This window comes from Aeromonas sp. PS2Canimalfood6, assembly GCF_048276795.1.
GTDB lineage: Bacteria > Pseudomonadota > Gammaproteobacteria > Enterobacterales > Aeromonadaceae > Aeromonas > Aeromonas caviae.
Genome location: NZ_JBLUXC010000002.1, coordinates 168,516 through 185,670 on the forward strand (window position 1 = coordinate 168,516; position 17,155 = coordinate 185,670).

The 17,155-nt window shown below is 60.3% G+C and carries 18 protein-coding genes; 11 read left to right on the plus strand and 7 right to left on the minus strand.

What is annotated here, in order from left to right:
* Positions 1 to 31: 31 nt before the first annotated feature.
* The 6 genes from ACNPAA_RS01800 to ACNPAA_RS01825 form a co-directional block, all read right to left on the minus strand.
* Positions 32 to 838, minus strand: a complete 807-nt coding sequence (locus ACNPAA_RS01800) for an outer membrane protein OmpK (RefSeq protein WP_010673358.1) — start codon at positions 836 to 838, stop codon at positions 32 to 34.
* 156 nt (positions 839 to 994) lie between these two features.
* The gene (locus tag ACNPAA_RS01805) at positions 995 to 2,398 is read right to left on the minus strand and encodes an AmpG family muropeptide MFS transporter (RefSeq protein ID WP_109421957.1); all 1,404 of its coding nucleotides are present in this window, start codon (positions 2,396 to 2,398) and stop codon (positions 995 to 997) included.
* Positions 2,399 to 2,483: 85 nt separating this feature from the next.
* Positions 2,484 to 2,813, minus strand: a complete 330-nt coding sequence (locus ACNPAA_RS01810) for a hypothetical protein (protein ID WP_109421958.1) — start codon at positions 2,811 to 2,813, stop codon at positions 2,484 to 2,486.
* Between the two features lie 114 nt (positions 2,814 to 2,927).
* Entirely contained in the window at positions 2,928 to 3,479 is a 552-nt protein-coding gene (locus tag ACNPAA_RS01815) for a peptidylprolyl isomerase (protein ID WP_041211273.1), read from the minus strand.
* A 14-nt stretch (positions 3,480 to 3,493) separates the two neighbouring features.
* Complete coding sequence (locus tag ACNPAA_RS01820; RefSeq protein WP_010673362.1) at positions 3,494 to 4,066, minus strand: YajG family lipoprotein; 573 nt, start codon at positions 4,064 to 4,066, stop codon at positions 3,494 to 3,496.
* A 24-nt stretch (positions 4,067 to 4,090) separates the two neighbouring features.
* Positions 4,091 to 5,224, minus strand: coding sequence for a methyltransferase (locus ACNPAA_RS01825; protein ID WP_114523169.1), 1,134 nt, complete (start codon positions 5,222 to 5,224; stop codon positions 4,091 to 4,093).
* A 207-nt stretch (positions 5,225 to 5,431) separates the two neighbouring features.
* Here ACNPAA_RS01825 and ACNPAA_RS01830 point away from each other — a divergent pair, with 207 nt between their 5' ends.
* The 9 genes from ACNPAA_RS01830 to nqrM all read left to right on the plus strand — a co-directional run bounded on the left by ACNPAA_RS01830 (position 5,432) and on the right by nqrM (position 13,259).
* On the plus strand, positions 5,432 to 5,740 hold the full coding sequence (locus ACNPAA_RS01830; RefSeq protein WP_010673364.1) for a BolA family protein: 309 nt from the start codon (positions 5,432 to 5,434) through the stop codon (positions 5,738 to 5,740).
* A 420-nt stretch (positions 5,741 to 6,160) separates the two neighbouring features.
* Entirely contained in the window at positions 6,161 to 7,504 is a 1,344-nt protein-coding gene (locus ACNPAA_RS01835) for a Na(+)-translocating NADH-quinone reductase subunit A (protein WP_069785570.1), read from the plus strand.
* A gap of 3 nt (positions 7,505 to 7,507) precedes the next feature.
* The gene (locus tag ACNPAA_RS01840; protein WP_010673367.1) at positions 7,508 to 8,737 is read left to right on the plus strand and encodes an NADH:ubiquinone reductase (Na(+)-transporting) subunit B; all 1,230 of its coding nucleotides are present in this window, start codon (positions 7,508 to 7,510) and stop codon (positions 8,735 to 8,737) included.
* Positions 8,727 to 9,515: a Na(+)-translocating NADH-quinone reductase subunit C gene (locus tag ACNPAA_RS01845; protein WP_029313922.1), complete on the plus strand. Its 789-nt coding sequence runs from the start codon at positions 8,727 to 8,729 to the stop codon at positions 9,513 to 9,515. Before ACNPAA_RS01840 ends, ACNPAA_RS01845 begins: the two co-directional genes overlap by 11 nt.
* The gene (locus ACNPAA_RS01850) at positions 9,508 to 10,140 is read left to right on the plus strand and encodes an NADH:ubiquinone reductase (Na(+)-transporting) subunit D (RefSeq protein ID WP_005303545.1); all 633 of its coding nucleotides are present in this window, start codon (positions 9,508 to 9,510) and stop codon (positions 10,138 to 10,140) included. The genes ACNPAA_RS01845 and ACNPAA_RS01850 overlap by 8 nt, the downstream gene beginning before the upstream one ends.
* Before the next feature lie 3 nt (positions 10,141 to 10,143).
* A complete protein-coding gene (gene nqrE, locus ACNPAA_RS01855) occupies positions 10,144 to 10,740 on the plus strand; it encodes an NADH:ubiquinone reductase (Na(+)-transporting) subunit E (RefSeq protein ID WP_005303538.1) in 597 nt (198 codons plus the stop codon).
* Positions 10,741 to 10,757: 17 nt separating this feature from the next.
* Positions 10,758 to 11,981: an NADH:ubiquinone reductase (Na(+)-transporting) subunit F gene (nqrF, locus tag ACNPAA_RS01860; RefSeq protein ID WP_010673369.1), complete on the plus strand. Its 1,224-nt coding sequence runs from the start codon at positions 10,758 to 10,760 to the stop codon at positions 11,979 to 11,981.
* A gap of 3 nt (positions 11,982 to 11,984) precedes the next feature.
* Positions 11,985 to 13,022, plus strand: a complete 1,038-nt coding sequence (locus tag ACNPAA_RS01865; RefSeq protein ID WP_103858144.1) for an FAD:protein FMN transferase — start codon at positions 11,985 to 11,987, stop codon at positions 13,020 to 13,022.
* A gap of 12 nt (positions 13,023 to 13,034) precedes the next feature.
* A complete protein-coding gene (gene nqrM, locus ACNPAA_RS01870) occupies positions 13,035 to 13,259 on the plus strand; it encodes a (Na+)-NQR maturation NqrM (protein WP_010673371.1) in 225 nt (74 codons plus the stop codon).
* Between the two features lie 80 nt (positions 13,260 to 13,339).
* Here nqrM and ACNPAA_RS01875 read toward each other — a convergent pair whose 3' ends face one another.
* Positions 13,340 to 13,552: a hypothetical protein gene (locus ACNPAA_RS01875; protein ID WP_041214674.1), complete on the minus strand. Its 213-nt coding sequence runs from the start codon at positions 13,550 to 13,552 to the stop codon at positions 13,340 to 13,342.
* 218 nt (positions 13,553 to 13,770) lie between these two features.
* On the opposite strand from ACNPAA_RS01875, the gene dinB reads away from it, so the two are divergent.
* Together dinB and ACNPAA_RS01885 are read left to right on the plus strand one after the other, a co-directional pair.
* Entirely contained in the window at positions 13,771 to 14,823 is a 1,053-nt protein-coding gene (dinB, locus tag ACNPAA_RS01880) for a DNA polymerase IV (protein ID WP_103858145.1), read from the plus strand.
* Positions 14,824 to 14,890: 67 nt separating this feature from the next.
* Positions 14,891 to 17,026, plus strand: coding sequence for a methyl-accepting chemotaxis protein (locus ACNPAA_RS01885; RefSeq protein WP_417891540.1), 2,136 nt, complete (start codon positions 14,891 to 14,893; stop codon positions 17,024 to 17,026).
* Positions 17,027 to 17,155: the final 129 nt, after the last annotated feature.

A 17,155-nucleotide genomic window follows, 5' to 3' on the forward strand; every position in this document is an offset into this window, starting at 1 on the left:
CGGTTTTTTTGTGTCCGTGTGACGAGTTCGATTAGAACTTGTAGGTCACGGAGAAGTAGTGGCCGAAACCAGTGGTCTTCAGACCGTAGGAGCCGTTCTGGATGCCATAGATGTCGTTGAAGTACTTCAGACCGTAACCGACGGCGTAGCGGTCGGAGTGCCAGTACAGGCCGTTGAACATGGCGGTACCGTCGGTGGAAGTGTCCTTGGCATCAAACAGGTGATCCAGGTAACCCTGATAGGCTACGAAGCTGCCGTTGGAGAAGGTGTAGAAAGGCTTGAACCAGTTCATGGAGAACTGATAGCCGTTCCAGCCCTGCTCGCCACCGCCTTCATTGACGTGACGGGCATACAGGTTCATGCCCATTTTGCCGAACCAGGGCACCATGACGTCTGCACCCAGACCGGTCATGGCTTCAAACAGACCATCCGGACCACCGACGTTGATCAGGTTGGCGATGTAGACTTCCTGCACCGGGCCGAAGGAGAGATCTTTGCCGGTCATGGCATCGATGGAGATGCGCGGTGCAAATTTGATGAACAGGTTGTCCTGGTTGTGCTTGTCGTCGTGACGGTTCTGGAAGATGTCGAAAACGTCGACGTAACCGTACAGATCGAAGATACCGGAACGGCCACCAAACTCCATTTCGAAGTAGGTATCGTTGTAACCACCTTCGGACTCAGCGTAGGGCAGCTGATCGATGGTGTGCATCACGTTGAACTGGAACCACTTGTAGTCGTTCTTGTGGATGTCGCCGCTGTAATCGGCAGCCAGTGCCGGAGTGGCGGAGGCAGCCAGCAGACCGGCAGCGATCAGAGTCTTGGTAAATTTGGCCATTTTATTGGTCTCTTGTGCGTTAGTTGAGGTTTTCCGTAGCCTGCCCACAAGGAGCGGAAGGGATTCTAGCCAAATAAATTCAGCGGATAAACAAGCACCAGGGAACTTTGTCAGGATTTGTGAATCTAATCACCCCCTAAAATGCGCAAACGCTTGCTATTTGTGCGTTTGTGGTGACAAGGTGCTGCCTCGTTTGGCAACCATGATGATCAGGAGCATCACCGGAATGCCGAGCAGACTGGTGCCGATGAAGAAGTGGCTGTAGCCGATCTGCTCCACCACGCGACCAGAAAACCCCGCCAGCAACTTGGGCAGCAACAGCATGATGGAGCTGAACAGGGCGTACTGGGTGGCGGAGAAGGCGACGTTGGTGAGGCTCGATAGATAGGTTACAAACGCAGCCGTCGCTATGCCGGCGCTGAGGTTGTCCAGCGAGATGATCAGAGTCAGCAGCTCCAGGTTGTGGCCCACTTCGTTGAGGAGAGCGAACAGCAGATTGGTGCTGGCGGTCAGCACGGCGCCGAGGAACAGGATGCGCAGGGTGCCAAAGCGCATCACCAGCACGCCCCCGAGCGCGGCTCCCACCAGCGTCATGATGACACCATAGACCTTGGTGATGGTGGCCACTTCCGTCTTGCTGAACTGCAGATCCACATAGAAGCTGTTGGACATCACCCCCATCACCACGTCCGAGATGCGATAGCAGGCGATAAGCCCGAGGATCAGCAGGGCCGAGGAGCCGTAGCGGCGAAAGAAGTCGGCGAAGGGACACCAGATGGCCTCGTAGGTCCAGGCCCCCAGCCCGGCCAGCGTGGGTGACCAACCCCGTGCCAGCAGGGTGGCCTTGCGCGCCATCTGCTGCTCGTCCTGACTCTTGAGATCGATCTGCGGCTCGTGACTCATCAGGGTGGTGAGGATGCCAAGAGACATCAGCCCTCCCATCAGCAGATAGGTGAGCTGCCAGCCGCGATAGTCATAGCCGCTGTTGCTGCCGAGCCAGGCCGCCAGCGCCAGCGCCCCCGCTCCCGCCATGATCATGGCGAGTCGATACCCCGTCATATAAGAAGCGGCCATGGCCGCCTGCAGCCGCTCGGGAGCGGATTCGATGCGATAGGCATCGATGACGATGTCCTGGGTGGCAGAGGAGAAAGCCACCAGCAGGGCGAAGAGGGCCAGCTGGGCGAGCTGGGTCTTGGGATCGCAATAGGCCATCCCCACCAGGGAGAGGGCGATCAGCACCTGGGAGAACAGCATCCAGCTGCGTCGTCGCCCAAGCAGCCGTGACAGCAGGGGCAGGGGCAGCCGATCCACCAGAGGCGACCACAGCCACTTGAAACCGTAGGCCAGCGCTACCCAGCTCATGTAGCCGATGTCGGTCAGGCTGACATCCGCCTCGCGCAGCCAGAACGAGAGGGTGCCAAAGACCAGCAGCAAGGGCAGGCCGGAGGAGAATCCCATGGCGAACAGGATGAGTACCCGCGCTTCCAGATAGACGGCGAGGGCATCTCGCCAGCGGGTGGCGCGGCCCGGTGTGTGACTGGGCGGGCGGAGATTGTTCAACAGCCTGACTCCTCTGGGAAAAGGGGGTCATTTTGTCAGGTTCGGCAGGCGTAGCCAAGGCAAGCCGAGTGGCGGGCGGCAGGTTTCAGGGACGTGGGCCGATGCAGTGGTGCGGGCAGGGGCCCTCGTCGGCGAGAAAATTGGCGCAGGCCATGAGTTGCAGGCGCAGCGCGTCATCACAGAGGAGGCGCTGCTCATCCCACAGGTGCAGGCTGTGAAGCAGATGCCAGAACACACCTTCCTGTGCGTTGGCGGGGGTTTTGTCCATGGGGATCACGCAGAGCGCCTGCCAATGGGAGAGGAGCTGCCAGCTCAAGTCTTCCAGCTGCTGGTAGGGAATCTTGCGTGCCAGAAAATGGCGAACCGCCTGTGCCAGCGGGTCGGCGTGTTGGGTTATGTAATCATGACAGGTCACCGGCTCCTCCTTCTGGTTCTGCTCCCCGATGCGTGGCACACATCGGGGAGCAGAGTATAGAAAAAGAGACCGGTGACCCGTTCAGGGACGCGGTGGAATGTGATCCGGGCCGCGTTATTTGTCCGCGAGCAGCACCACTTTCTTCAGGATGATGGGGCTGGTGGGGACGTCGTTGGCACGCAGGATGGAGCTGTAGCCGGTCTGGACCTGGGCCAGTTTGTCCAGCACCTCCATCCCCTTCACAACCTGGCCGAACACGGTGTAACCGGCGCCGGCATTGGCGTTGAGGTTGTCGTTGTCCACCAGATTGAAATAGAACTGGCGAGTGGCGCTGTCGACCGCCTGGGTGCGGGCCATGGCGATGGTACCGCGCTTGTTGGGCAGGCCGCCTCTGGACTCGTTGACCACGGGATCGAAGGTCGGCAGGGGCTGGAACTGCTGGTTGTAGCCCCCACCCTGCACCACGAAGTTCTGGATCACCCGGTGGAACAGGCTGCCGTCATAGCTGCCGTCTGCCACGTAGCGCAGGAAGTTCTTCACGGTCTGGGGTGCCTGTTTGGGGGCCAGCTCCACGACGATGGTGCCATGGTTGGTCTCCATCTGGACTTTTTGACCGGCAAAAGCCAGGGGGGCGATTAAGGTGATCAGTAACCAGAGTTTCTTCATTTATATGTCCTCGCTCAGCTCGGCTGGCCCTTGAGATAACCGCGCAGCGCCTCGTCGGCCATGATCTGCTGCAGCACGCTGCCCAGTTGCTGGTTCAGGGTGGATTCCAGATCGGCCATGCTCGGCTCGCCCGGGCTCTCTTTGCTGGAGGACATGTTGAACTGCTTGGTCAGCTTGCTGCCCTGGAAGTCGGCAATCACCTGCAGGCTGACGCGGGACTTGGTGACATAGGTGAAGGTCTTCTCTTCCACGGTGACGGCGGCAGTGGAGATGGCCAGCGTCAGGTTGGTGGTGCCGCTGTTGCCCACTTCCAGGCCCTGGCTGCGCAGCCCTTCCGCCAGTTTTTCAGCCAGCAGGCTGTTGAGAGGCTGACTGCTGTTCACCAGCACAGGAGCCTTCTCTTTCTTCTTGATGGAGAAGACATAGGCGGCTTCACGCTTGTCCACCCCTTCCATGGTGATGCGGTTGCCGGAGTAGTACTGCTGGTTGGAGGGGATGACTTGCGGGTTGAGCAGGGCGCTCTCGGGCCAGTGAGTAGCACAACCGCCCAATACCAGAGCAGCCAGCAGCAAGAGTGACTTTTTCATCATGGGTTTCCTTTAGCTTTATCTTTAGCGTTTGATGGCTTTCAAAATAACGAATTTGCTGTTCGACGCAACGACTTGTGCGTTGCCAAACAGGCGCTTGAGTTTGTTGTGATAGTCCAGATGACGGTTGCCTACTATCCAGAGTTCGCCCCCCTGAGGCAACACCCGGTGGGCATCGCTGAACATCTGCCAGGCGATGTGATCGGTGATCGCCTGCAACTGATGGAAGGGGGGATTGCAGAGGATCCTGTCCGCTGCCCCGACGGGAACGTCATCGAGACAGTTGTTGACCATGAAGTGGGCACGGGGCAGGGCATCGGGCTGGTTGTGCTCGACGTTGAGCCGTGCGGACGCTACCGCCATCCGGGATTCGTCGATGAAGGTCACCTCCACCTCGCTGTCGCGCGCGAGCAGGGAGAGCCCGAGCACGCCGTTGCCACATCCCAGATCGATCACTCTGCGGGCACTGTGGATGGGCAGGTTGTCCAGCATGAAGCGGGCGCCGATATCCAGGCTGGTGCGCGAGAACACGTTGGCATGGTTGTGGATGAGCATGTCGGTGCCTTCCAGCGGCCAGACGGTCGGGAAGGGACTGGTCAGGGACGGGCGCTCGGCGGCCGGGGTGCAATGAATGAGGCGCGCCTTCTTCCAGGCGAGCGAGGTGCGGGTCTCCCCCAGATACTTCTCGAACAGCTTGAGGGTGGAGGTGTGGATGTCCTTGGCCTTGCCGGCAGCAATGATGCGGGTCGCGGGGGTCACGACCCCGCGCAGGGAAAGCAGTTGCTGCTCCAGCAGCGCCTGATACTTGGAGACCTTGATCACCACCAGGGCGGGGGCATCGGGCAGGGGGGCCAGCGCATCCTGCAGGGTGATGGCGTGGGGATCCAGCCCGTTTTCCGCCAGGTTGGTCAGGGTGGCCCGCTCGCTGATGTGGGAGTCGGTCACGCAGACGGGGGCGTGGGCATGCAGATAGCCGGCCAGGGCGCCGAAGCCGTCGTTCATGATGATGACGGGGCCGTCAGGTGCCTGCTGCGATTCGGCAAGGTGGCTTATCAGGTACTCGTCCGCCGCATCCCAGGCCTGCAGGGGATCCTGGCTCTGCCGCGGGTAACGATACAGGGTCAGGCGGCAGTGGGCCGTGTCGAGCAGGGTTTGCATAGGCAAGAGTCCAACGTGTGATTGATGAATGGCGACCGTCTGCCCAGTGTTGCCCGGCAGCGGTGAAAGTGGCGCTATTCTAGCGGCGGCGGAGAAATTCACCAGTCCGGTGCGGCGAGAGCGAGCGGATCCTTCGTACCTGATGCATCGGGCGCACAACCCTGGCTACAATGGCCGGATATTCAACGAGGAGTCCTTACCGTGAGCATGCAACAACAGATAGAGGCCAAGCTGGCCGCCGCGCTCTCCCCGAGCCACCTGGAAGTGATCAATGAAAGCTACATGCACAGGGTGGCACCGGGCTCCGAAAGCCACTTCAAGGTAGTCGTGGTGAGCCAGGCGTTTGAGGGACAGCGTTTGCTGGGTCGCCATCGTCAGGTGAACGGGGTGCTGGCCGACGAGCTGGCGGGAGCCATTCATGCATTGGCGCTGCATACCTATACCGAATCCGAGTGGCAGGCCCGGGAGCAGGCGCCAAAGACGCCGGGTTGCGTCAGCAAATCCCCCTTTGCGTGAGCCGTTGGACCTTCTGATGGCGCCTTCCTCGGGCCATTAACAGCGCTATCACGAATGGTGTGCAGCCAGGGATGAGGGGGAGGAGCATTATTTTTTCTAATCCTTTTCCTCATGCCTGAAAAATACCCCTATATGGTTAGTTTTGCGAAAAGTCCTTTAAAACCACGGTTTGCAAGGACGTGCGCGAAATATTCAGTGAAGGTTAATTTTGTGATAGGGCGGGGATTTTCCCCATTTGGCGTGGCGGCTAACTCGCCTAAGGTGGTAAACTCAGGCGCTTTTGAATGATCCTGTATGTTGCTGATTTGTTTATTTCTTCGACAGCTTTCCGCGATGTTGACGGGCTCATTCAACAACTCGTCGTGATGTATTTCTCGGCGCTAACCAACCTGTCTTCCCTTAACGGTAGTGCAAGTGAGTATGATTACAATTAAAAGAGGACTGGACATCCCCGTGCTGGGTGCTCCGGAGCAAGTAATCTACGATGGCCCGGCCATCACCCGTGTTGCTACACTCGGCGAAGAGTTCGTGGGGATGCGTCCTACTATGTTTGTCAAAGTAGGTGATCGCGTCATTAAAGGTCAGGAGCTCTTCGAAGATAAGAAGAATCCCGGCGTTAAATTCACGGCCCCTGCCACCGGTGTGGTTTCTGAGATCAACCGTGGTGCCAAGCGTGTTCTCCAGTCCGTCGTCATCGACATCGATGGGTCCGACGAGCAGGTGACCTTTGCGCATTTTGCCTCCGCCGAGCTGGCACAGCTCGAGCGCAGCAAGGTGCAGGAGATCCTGGTCGCATCAGGCCAATGGACCGCGCTGCGTACCCGCCCGTTCAGCAAGGTGCCGGCCGTGGGCTCCACCCCGCGCGCCATCTTCGTCACCGCCATGGACACCAACCCGCTGGCCGCCAGTGCGGAGCTGATCATCAAGGAACAGGCCCAGGCCTTCCTCGACGGTCTGGCCGTGCTGACCCGCCTGACCGATGGTACCGTCCACGTCTGCAAGGGCGAAGCCAGCCTGCCGCACTCCTCCCTGGCCCAGGTCAAGGAAGCCGTGTTCGTCGGTCCGCATCCCGCCGGTCTGCCGGGCACCCACATCCACTTCCTGGATCCGGTCGGTGCCAACAAGGTGCAGTGGCACATCAACTATCAGGACGTGATCGCTTACGGCAAGCTGTTCACCACCGGCCAGATCTTTACCGACAAGGTGATCTCCCTGGCTGGCCCGAACGTCATCAAGCCGCGTCTGCTGCGTACCCGTCTGGGTGCCAGCCTCAGCCAGCTGACCAACAACGAGCTGCGTGCGGACGAAAACCGCATCATCTCCGGTTCCCTGCTGAGCGGTGCCAAGGCCGAAGGGGTCCATGACTACCTGGGTCGCTTCCACAACCAGGTGAGCGTGCTGGGCGAAGGCCGTGAGAAAGAGTTCATGGGCTGGGTCAAACCCAGTGCCAACAAGTTCTCCATCACCCGTACCACCCTCTCTCACCTGATGAAGGGCAAACTCATCAACTTCACTACCACCACCAACGGTAGTGATCGCTCCATGGTGCCTATCGGCAACTATGAGCGCGTGATGCCGCTCGACATCCTGCCGACCCTGCTGCTGCGGGATCTGATCTCCGGTGACACCGACAGCGCGCAGGCGCTCGGCTGCCTGGAGCTGGATGAGGAAGATTTGGCGCTCTGTACCTTCGTCTGCCCCGGCAAGACAGAGTACGGCCCCGTCTTGCGTGAGTGCCTGACCAAGATCGAACTGGAAGGTTAAGCGATGAGTTTCAAGCAACTTCTTGAAAATATGGAACATCACTTCGAGCCGGGTGGCAAGTACGCCAAGTACTATGCCCTGTTCGAAGCGGCGTACACCCTGTTTTATACCCCGGGTTCCGTGACCCGCAATGCCGCCCATGTCCGTGATGCGATCGATCTGAAGCGCATGATGATCATGGTGTGGCTGGCTGTGTTCCCGGCCATGTTCTGGGGCATGTACAACGTCGGCAACCAGTCCATCGCCGCCATCGCCCACATGGGCAGCGCGGCCGGTGCCGATTCCTGGCAATACGCCCTGGCCACCCTGTTCGGTGCCTCGCTGGATCCGGCCGTCGCCGGCATCGGCAGCAAGATGCTGATCGGTGCGGCGCACTTCTTCCCGATTTACATCACCGTCTTCATCGTCGGTGGTTTCTGGGAAGTGTTGTTCGCCATGGTGCGCAAGCACGAGATCAACGAAGGCTTCTTCGTGACCTCCATCCTGTTCGCCCTGATCGTGCCGCCCGAGCTGCCCCTGTGGCAAGCTGCCCTGGGTATCACCTTCGGTGTGGTGCTGGCCAAGGAAGTGTTCGGTGGTACCGGCAAAAACTTCCTGAACCCGGCGCTGGCGGGTCGTGCCTTCCTGTTCTTCGCCTACCCGGGTCAAATCTCCGGTGATGCGGTCTGGGTTGCCGTTGACGGCTTCTCCGGCGCAACCGCACTGAGCCAGTGGGCCCAGGGCGGCCAGATGGCGCTGATCAACGGTGCCACCGGTGAAGCCATCAGCTGGATGGATGCCTTCCTTGGCAACCTGCCCGGTTCCATCGGTGAAGTTTCCACCCTGATGATCCTCATCGGCGCAGCCATGATCGTCTACATGCGCATAGCCTCCTGGCGCATCATCGCTGGCGTCATGGTCGGCATGGTCGCGACCTCCCTGCTGTTCAACGTCATCGGTTCCGATACCAACCCCATGTTCAGCATGCCGTGGCACTGGCACCTGGTGTTGGGTGGCTTCGCGTTCGGCATGGCCTTCATGGCGACCGACCCCGTTTCCGCTGCCTTCACCAACAAGGGCAAGTGGTGGTATGGCGCCCTGATCGGCGTGATGGTGGTGCTGATCCGGGTAGTGAACCCTGCATTCCCGGAAGGCATGATGCTGGCCATTCTGTTCGCCAACCTGTTTGCCCCCTTGTTTGACCATTTCGTGGCACAGGCGAACATCAAGCGGAGGATCGCACGTGGCGTTTAATAAAGACTCTACTACCGGCACTCTCGCCGTAGTGACCGGTCTGTGTCTGGTCTGCTCCATCGTGGTCTCCGTGGCTGCCGTGGGTCTGCGTCCGGCCCAGCTGGAAAACAAGGCACTGGACAAGCAAAGCAACATCCTGTCCGTCGCCGGCGTCGACATCAGCGCCGTGGCCAAGCGTGACCTGGCCCAGCTCTATGGCGACAAGATTGAAGCGCGTCTGGTGGATCTGACCAGCGGTGAGTTCGTTGACGGCGATGCCGACAACTTCGACACCAAGGTTGCCGCCAAGGATCCGGCCAAGAGCATTCGCCTGGCTCCGGCCGACGACAAGGCCGGCCTGCGTCAGATCTCCAAGCTGGTTCCCGTGTTCTTCGCCAAAGATGCCGAAGGCAAGGTCGACAACATCATCCTGCCGATCTACGGCCAGGGCCTGTGGTCCACCATGTACGCCTTCGTAGCGGTCGCGGCCGACGGTCAGACCATCAAGGGCATCACCTACTATGACCACGGTGAAACCCCGGGTCTGGGTGGCGAGATCGAGAACCCGGCCTGGCGCGAGCTGTTCGTCGGCAAGAAGCTGTTCGACCAGAACGGTCAGCCTGCGCTGCGTGTGATCAAGGGCCATGCTCCGGCTGGTTCCGAGCATGAAATCGACGGCCTGTCTGGTGCAACCCTGACCGGTAATGGTGTACAGCACACCTTCGACTTCTGGATGGGCCCCAAGGGCTTCGGTCCCTTCCTGGCCAAGGTACGTGCAGGAGAAATCAACAATGGCTGACAAGAGCGAAATGAAAAAGTTGCTGTTGACGCCTGTGCTCGGCAACAACCCCATCGCACTGCAGGTGCTGGGTGTCTGTTCCGCGCTGGCCGTTACCAGCCAGATGAAGACGGCGTTCGTGATGACGCTGGCCGTTACCGCGGTCACCGCCTTCTCCAACCTGTTCATCTCTCTGATCCGCAACCAGATCCCTAACAGCGTGCGGATCATCGCCCAGATGGCGGTGATTGCCTCGCTGGTTATCGTGGTTGACCAGGTGCTCAAGGCGTATGCCTACGACATCTCCAAGCAGCTGTCGGTGTTCGTCGGCCTCATCATCACCAACTGTATCGTGATGGGTCGTGCCGAAGCCTACGCCATGAAGAGTGCCCCGCTGCCCTCCTTCCTGGACGGTATCGGCAACGGTCTGGGTTATGGCGCCGTGCTGCTGACCGTGGCCACCGTGCGCGAGATCCTGGGTTCCGGCACCTGGTTCGGCATCGAGCTGCTGCCGCTGGTGAACAATGGTGGCTGGTATGTGCCCAACGGCCTGCTGCTGCTGCCGCCGAGTGCGTTCTTCATCATTGGTCTGATCATCTGGGGCGTGCGCACCAAGGATCCCAAGCAGGTGGAGGCGAAGGATTAAGGTATGGAACACTATATCAGTCTGTTGATTCGCTCGATCTTCATCGAGAACCTGGCGCTCTCCTTCTTCCTGGGGATGTGTACCTTCCTGGCGGTGTCCAAGAAGGTCAAGACCGCCATGGGCCTGGGGATTGCCGTTATCGTGGTTCAGACCGTTGCCGTCCCGGCCAACAACCTGATCTACAACTACGTGCTCAAAGACGGTGCCCTGGTATCCGGTCTGGATCTGAGCTTCCTGAGCTTCATCACCTTCATCGGGGTGATCGCGGCCCTGGTGCAGATCCTGGAGATGGCGCTGGACAAGTATTTCCCGGCCCTCTACAACGCCCTCGGTATCTTCCTGCCGCTCATCACCGTGAACTGCGCCATCTTCGGCGGCGTCTCCTTCATGGTGCAGCGTGACTACAACTTCGTTGAGTCCGTGGTCTATGGCGTGGGTTCGGGTGCAGGCTGGATGCTGGCCATCGTCGCGATGGCAGGGATCCGCGAGAAGATGAAATATTCCGATGTTCCGGAAGGCCTGCGCGGCCTCGGCATCACCTTCATCACCGCGGGTCTGATGGCGCTGGGCTTCATGTCCTTCTCTGGTATTTCCCTGTAATCGGAAAGGAAATATAGATGGAAATTATTCTGGGTGTGGTCATGTTCACCGTGATCCTGCTGGCCTTGGTGGCAGTCATTCTGTTCGCCAAGTCCAAGCTGGTGACCGCCGGTGACGTGACAATCAGCATCAACGGCGACCCGGCCAAGGCTGTGACCAGCCCGGCGGGTGGCAAGCTGCTTGGCGTGCTCGCCGGCAGTGGTATCTTCGTCTCCTCCGCCTGTGGTGGCGGTGGCTCCTGTGGTCAGTGCAAGGTGCGTGTGAAATCCGGCGGCGGCGACATCCTGCCGACCGAGCTGGATCACATCAGCAAGGGCGAAGCCCGTCATGGGGAGCGTCTGGCCTGCCAGGTCACCGTGCGTTCCGACATGGACATCGAGCTGCCGGAAGAGATCTTCGGCGTGAAGAAGTGGGACTGTACCGTCATCTCCAATGACAACAAGGCCACCTTCATCAAGGAGCTCAAGCTGCAGATCCCCGATGGCGAGAGCGTGCCGTTCCGTGCCGGTGGTTATATCCAGATCGAAGCGCCTGCCCACCACGTGCAGTACAAGAACTTCGATATTCCCGAGGAGTATCGTGGCGACTGGGATCGCTTCAAGATCTTCGAGCTGGAGTCCAAGGTCAACGAGCCGATCATCCGTGCCTACTCCATGGCGAACTATCCGGAAGAGTTCGGCATCATCATGCTGAACGTGCGGATCGCGACTCCGCCGCCCAGCAACTGGACTGCCCCTCCCGGCCAGATGTCTTCCTACATCTTCAGCCTGAAGGCTGGTGACAAGGTGACCATCTCCGGTCCGTTCGGCGAGTTCTTCGCCAAGGACACCGACGCCGAAATGGTGTTCGTCGGTGGTGGTGCGGGTATGGCGCCGATGCGCTCCCACATCTTCGACCAGCTGCGCCGTCTGAAGACCAAGCGCAAGATGAGCTTCTGGTACGGTGCCCGTTCCAAGCGCGAGATGTTCTATGTAGAAGACTTCGACATGCTGCAGGCCGAGAACGACAACTTCCAGTGGCACGTCGCCCTGTCCGATCCGCAACCGGAAGACAACTGGGATGGCTACACCGGCTTCATCCACAACGTGTTGTTCGAGAACTACCTCAAGAACCACGAGGCGCCTGAGGATTGCGAGTTCTACATGTGCGGGCCTCCCGTGATGAACGCCGCCGTCATCAACATGCTGAAAAACCTCGGTGTTGAAGACGAGAACATCCTGCTGGATGACTTCGGTGGTTAATCCATGCACAGCGTTGTAAAGACCTGGCTAGCCTTCGGGCTAGCCTTTTTCTTGACTGGGTGCGGTCAGGAAAAGGTCCAATCGAAGCCGGAGATCCACATCACCGGCAGCACCATGGGTACCTACTACTCCATCAAGGTGGCAGATAGCGCTGTTCAGGATGCCGCCAGGCTGCAAGCCGAGGTCGACGTCTTGCTGGAGCGGGTCAACGATCAGATGTCGACCTATCGCCCGGATTCCGAGCTGTCACGCTTCAACCAGCACAAGAGCAATACCCCTGTGGTGGTTTCCCGCGATACCGCGCGGGTGGTGACCGAGGCCATTCACATTGGCCGCGAGAGCCGTGGGGCGCTGGACGTCACCGTCGGTCCTCTGGTCAATCTGTGGGGCTTTGGGCCGGATGCCAGACCGAGCAAGGTGCCGTCCGACGAGCTGATCGCCCAGACCCGGCAGAAGACGGGCCTTGGCAATCTGCATGTGATAACCTCTGCCGATGCCGATACCCTGCAAAAGGACATCCCGGACCTCTACGTGGATCTCTCCGCCATTGCCAAGGGGTTTGGCGTAGACAAGGTGGCCGAGTACCTGGAGTCCCAGGGGGCACGCAACTATCTGGTGGAGATCGGCGGCGAGCTGCGCATCAACGGCGTCAACGGCAAGGGGCATCCCTGGCGTGTCGCCATCGAGAAGCCGACCGTCAATGCCGGTTCCGTACAGGAGGTGATCCTGCCCGGTGACAACGGGGTGGCCACCTCGGGCGAGTACCGCAACTATTACGAGCTGGACGGCAAGCGCTTCTCCCACACCATGGATCCGCTGACGGGCAAGCCCATCCAGCACCGCCTGGTGTCGGTGACCGTCATCCACCCCTCCTGCATGACTGCAGACGGGTTGGCGACCGTGTTCATGGTCATGGGGCCGGAGAAGAGCCTGGCCTATGCCAAGGAACGGGGGCTGGCCATCTTCACCATCACCAAGACGGATGACGGGTTCGAAGAGGCCTATTCGGATGCCTTCAAACCATATCTGGTCAAGAAGTAAGGGGTAACTTACATGCAGATCTTTCTGATCACCTTCGGGGTGTTTCTGATGGTCGTGGTGGCCATGGCCATCGGCTACATTTTCCAGCGCAAGTCCATCTCCGGCTCCTGTGGCGGCCTGGGTTCCATCGGGATCGAGAAGGAGTGCGACTGCCCCGAGCCTTGTGACAACCGCAAGAAGAAGATGGCCAAGGAAGAGGCCCGTCGCAAGATGCTGGTGGACAACCGCATCATCTAACGGCGGATATCGCTCTGAAGGCAGCCTTGCAACGAAACGAGCCGACCCCTGGGTCGGCTCGTTCTTTATGTGGCATGGGGTCAGTAGTCATATTGGCTGCATGCCTTTTCCTTGAACTCTTTCTTTCGCTTTGCCAGCTCCTCCCTGGTGCCCAGTTCATCCCCCTGCCTGATGGCGGTTTCCAGTATCTCGATGCGCTTGTACAGCCAGCTGCATTCGGCCGTCGGGTGATCCTTGGCCATGGTCGCTAGCGGCAACAGCAGCAGGCAGAGCCCCGCCCGGATGATGCTCATGCTTCTCCTCCTTGAGTCTCGTGTGGATGTGGCCTTGAGAGTCTATGCCGCCGCGCCCGCGCGCAGACTGGCAGAAATGACAGGCTTGGGGTAGCATGGAACGTTCAACTGGTTATTCATACAGTATTTTTGTCGTTCGACACGCCTCCTCGCCGGATGCCCAGGGTCTATCCCTATGATCTGTTCGGGAGGCTGTCGACACAGCAACAGACACGGCCATGCGCAAGATCATTCACATCGACATGGACTGCTTCTTCGCCGCGGTGGAGATGCGGGACAACCCGGCCCTCAGGGAGGTGCCGCTCGCCATCGGTGGCGCCGCCGACCGACGCGGGGTCATCTCCACCTGCAACTACGTGGCGCGCCGCTTCGGGGTGCGCTCTGCCATGCCGAGCGCCCTGGCCAGAAAGCTCTGTCCGCCATTGGTGCTGATCCCCGGGCGGATGGCCGTCTACAAAGAAACTTCGCGCCAGTTGCGCGCCATCTTCCTGCGCTACACCGAGCAGGTGGAGCCGCTCTCCCTCGATGAAGCCTATCTCGACGTGACCCAGAGTCCCCGCTGCGGTGGCAGCGCCACCCTGATGGCGGCGGAGATCCGTGCCGCCATCAGCGCCGAGCTTGGGCTGACTGCCTCGGCCGGTGTGGCGCCGAACAAGTTTCTGGCCAAGCTCGCCTCGGAGCAGCGCAAGCCTGACGGCCTGTTCGTCATTCGCCCCCAGGAGGTGGACGAGTTCGTGCGCCAGCTCCCTCTTGGCAAGCTGCCCGGCATCGGCCGCAAGACGGCAGAGCGGCTGGAGTCCCTCGGGCTGTATTCGTGCGAAGATGCCCGCCAGCTCGGCAACGAGGAGCTGATTGCCCGTTTCGGCAAGCTCGGGGAGATGCTGGCCGGCCGCATCTGGGGGCATGACGATCAGCCGGTGCAGGCCCGGCGGGTGCGCAAGAGCATCGGTGTGGAGACGACGCTCGCCAGCGACGTGCTGGACGAGGACGCCTGCTGGCAGGTGCTCAGCCGGCTCATTCCCGAGCTGGAGCAGCGTTTTGCCAAGGCCTGCCCTGCGGAGATGCTGATGGGGCAGGGGATCAAGCTGAAGTTTGCCGATTTTCACCAGACCACCGTCTATCGCAAGGGGAGTTATCAGGCGGCCCGCTTCCACGATCTGCTGCACGAGGGACTGCAACGGGCTCAAGGAAAGCCCATTCGCCTGCTCGGTCTGGTCGTTGGTTTGCCCGGAGCGGGTGAAATCAATCAATTAAGCCTGGATTTCTGCTGATTTAGTTAAGTTTTTGTATCCAAAACCGATACAGTGTTCACATCTGTAGACGTTAGGAAATAGTGGCATGAGTTCTCTTTCTGTTCAGGGACGGATCACCCTGATCGCCGGTTGCTGTCTGCTGGCCAGTGCCGTCGCGCTGGTGGCTTCTTCTCTTTTCAACGCGGCCCGCATGCAGGAGCAGGTGCTCACCTCCACCACCCTGGAGGGGCAGCACGCGGCAGAAAACTGGATGCAGGCCATGGGAGCGACCCAGGCAGCCCGGGTGACCAGCTACCTCGATGAGGCTTACTTCAGGGCGACCCTGCTTGCCGAGGGTATCTTGTTCCAGCGCAAGAACGCGGCCGACAACTTCGTTCACTCCGAGGCGCTGCGCAATGCCGTCAACCAGCAGTTGCAGGATGCGGCGGAGTCGTCAGCGAACCTGCTCGGTGTCTATGCGGTATTCGAACCCAACCAGCTCGACGGGGAGGATGACAACTATCAGGGGTCGACGGCGCTTGGAGCCAACGACAAGGGGCGTTTTTCCAGCTATTGGGCCAGGGTCGACGGCAAGGTCAGCCTGGAGGTGATGGACGAGGCGATGCTGGCCAACGACAAGCCCTCCGGACACGGCGGCCTTGAGAACGACTGGTACAGTTGCAGCATCCGCAGCAAGGCGCTCTGTCTGCTCGAACCCTATGTGGACGAGGTGGGAACCCAGCAGGTGTTGATGACCTCGGTGACCGTGCCGCTGCTGGACCAGGGTTCCCTGCTGGGCATGGTGGGGGTCGACATCTCCCTGGGGACCCTGCAGAGCCTGGTGGAAGAGATGGGCCGGACCCTCTACAAGGGGCAGGGCAAGGTGCTTCTGCTCAGCAGTGAAGGGCGGGTGGCCGGCGTGGAAGGGTTCCCGGTCGCCCTTGGCAATCTGCTGGAGCAGCAAGGGCTGACGCAGGATCTCGAGGGGTGGCTGACCAAGGGAGATGTGGTGACGCGCTGGAGCCCGGATGGCGCACTGTTGCAGACCTTCGTGCCGGTCAGCATGCGCGGTACGGATCTCAAGTGGGGCATCTATATCGAGCTGCCCCGCGCCGTGGTGCTCGCCTCGGCCCTGCAACTGCAAGGGGAGCTTGAGGATCAGGCCCAGCGCAGCGTGGCCACCCAGCTCACCATAGGTGGCGGGATTTCGGCGCTCGCCCTGCTCTGCATCTGGCTGATGGCCCAGCGCATCGTGGCGCCCATCCGCGCCGTGGTGGCACGCCTCAAGGACATTGCCAGCGGGGAGGGGGATCTCACCCAGCGCATCGATCTGCGCAGGGATGACGAGATAGGCGAGCTGGCCAAGTGGTTCAACAACTTCCTGGACAAACTGCAATCCACCATCAGCCAGGTGATCGACACCGTTGCGGGCACTCGGGCCAGTGCGGCCCTGGCGGCGCAAGGGGCAGCCCGTACCAGCGCCGGCATGCAGTCCCAGTATCAGGAGGTGGATCTGGTGGCGACCGCGTTTGAAGAGTTGAGCGCTACCGCCCTGCAGGTCGCTGGCAATGCCAATGCGGCGGTGGCGGCGGCCGATGAGGCCGACACGGCGGCCCAGGAGGGCAAGTCCGTGGTGGCGCAGACCCAGGAGGCCATGTCCAGACTGATGACGGTGATAAGCGATGCCAAACCAGTGGTGGAGCACCTCTCCGCCAACAGCGACAACATCAACGACATCCTGGTGGTGATCCAGGGGATCGCCGAGCAGACCAACCTGCTGGCCCTGAACGCGGCCATCGAGGCGGCCCGAGCCGGTGAGCAGGGGCGCGGTTTTGCGGTGGTCGCCGACGAGGTGCGCAACCTGGCGGGCCGAACCCAGAACGCCATCGTCGAGATCCAGAACCTCATCGGCCAGTTGCAGTCGGGGACGGAGGCGGTGGTGAAGGCGATCCTGACCGGTCATCACCAGGCGGATCTGACCCTCACCAAGGTGGAGCAGTCGGTCAGCGTGCTGGAGCAGATCATCCAGGCTGTCGGCACCATCCACCAGATGAACGAGCAGATCGCGAGGGCCGCGCAGGAGCAGAGCGGAGTGGCGGACGAGATCAATCGCAACGTCAGCAACATTCGCGATGTGAGCCATACCATTCGGGCGGAAGCGGCGACCTCCGCCGACAACGGGCGCGAGCTGTCGCAACTGGCGGACAAGCAGCAGCAACTGGTGGGCCAGTTCCGGGTGTAGGGGAGGATCATGTACAGGATCTTTAGCGCCAACCAATTGAAATAGATATAAAAAAGGCTTCGTTTGTGATCTAATTTTATCGCCAAACAAAATCAACACGCGCGAAGCCTATGACCATTATTAATGCTA

What these genes read in the sequence shown, in the direction of transcription:
- ACNPAA_RS01800 (WP_010673358.1), bottom strand. Translation starts at nt 838, where the DNA reads ATGGCCAAATTTACCAAGACTCTGATCGCTGCCGGTCTGCTGGCTGCC.
- ACNPAA_RS01815 (WP_041211273.1), bottom strand. Translation starts at nt 3,479, where the DNA reads ATGAAGAAACTCTGGTTACTGATCACCTTAATCGCCCCCCTGGCTTTT.
- ACNPAA_RS01820 (WP_010673362.1), bottom strand. Translation starts at nt 4,066, where the DNA reads ATGAAAAAGTCACTCTTGCTGCTGGCTGCTCTGGTATTGGGCGGTTGT.
- ACNPAA_RS01825 (WP_114523169.1), bottom strand. Translation starts at nt 5,224, where the DNA reads ATGCAAACCCTGCTCGACACGGCCCACTGCCGCCTGACCCTGTATCGT.
- ACNPAA_RS01830 (WP_010673364.1), top strand. Translation starts at nt 5,432, where the DNA reads ATGCAACAACAGATAGAGGCCAAGCTGGCCGCCGCGCTCTCCCCGAGC.
- ACNPAA_RS01835 (WP_069785570.1), top strand. Translation starts at nt 6,161, where the DNA reads ATGATTACAATTAAAAGAGGACTGGACATCCCCGTGCTGGGTGCTCCG.
- ACNPAA_RS01840 (WP_010673367.1), top strand. Translation starts at nt 7,508, where the DNA reads ATGAGTTTCAAGCAACTTCTTGAAAATATGGAACATCACTTCGAGCCG.
- ACNPAA_RS01850 (WP_005303545.1), top strand. Translation starts at nt 9,508, where the DNA reads ATGGCTGACAAGAGCGAAATGAAAAAGTTGCTGTTGACGCCTGTGCTC.
- nqrE (WP_005303538.1), top strand. Translation starts at nt 10,144, where the DNA reads ATGGAACACTATATCAGTCTGTTGATTCGCTCGATCTTCATCGAGAAC.
- nqrF (WP_010673369.1), top strand. Translation starts at nt 10,758, where the DNA reads ATGGAAATTATTCTGGGTGTGGTCATGTTCACCGTGATCCTGCTGGCC.
- ACNPAA_RS01865 (WP_103858144.1), top strand. Translation starts at nt 11,985, where the DNA reads ATGCACAGCGTTGTAAAGACCTGGCTAGCCTTCGGGCTAGCCTTTTTC.
- nqrM (WP_010673371.1), top strand. Translation starts at nt 13,035, where the DNA reads ATGCAGATCTTTCTGATCACCTTCGGGGTGTTTCTGATGGTCGTGGTG.
- ACNPAA_RS01875 (WP_041214674.1), bottom strand. Translation starts at nt 13,552, where the DNA reads ATGAGCATCATCCGGGCGGGGCTCTGCCTGCTGCTGTTGCCGCTAGCG.
- dinB (WP_103858145.1), top strand. Translation starts at nt 13,771, where the DNA reads ATGCGCAAGATCATTCACATCGACATGGACTGCTTCTTCGCCGCGGTG.
- ACNPAA_RS01885 (WP_417891540.1), top strand. Translation starts at nt 14,891, where the DNA reads ATGAGTTCTCTTTCTGTTCAGGGACGGATCACCCTGATCGCCGGTTGC.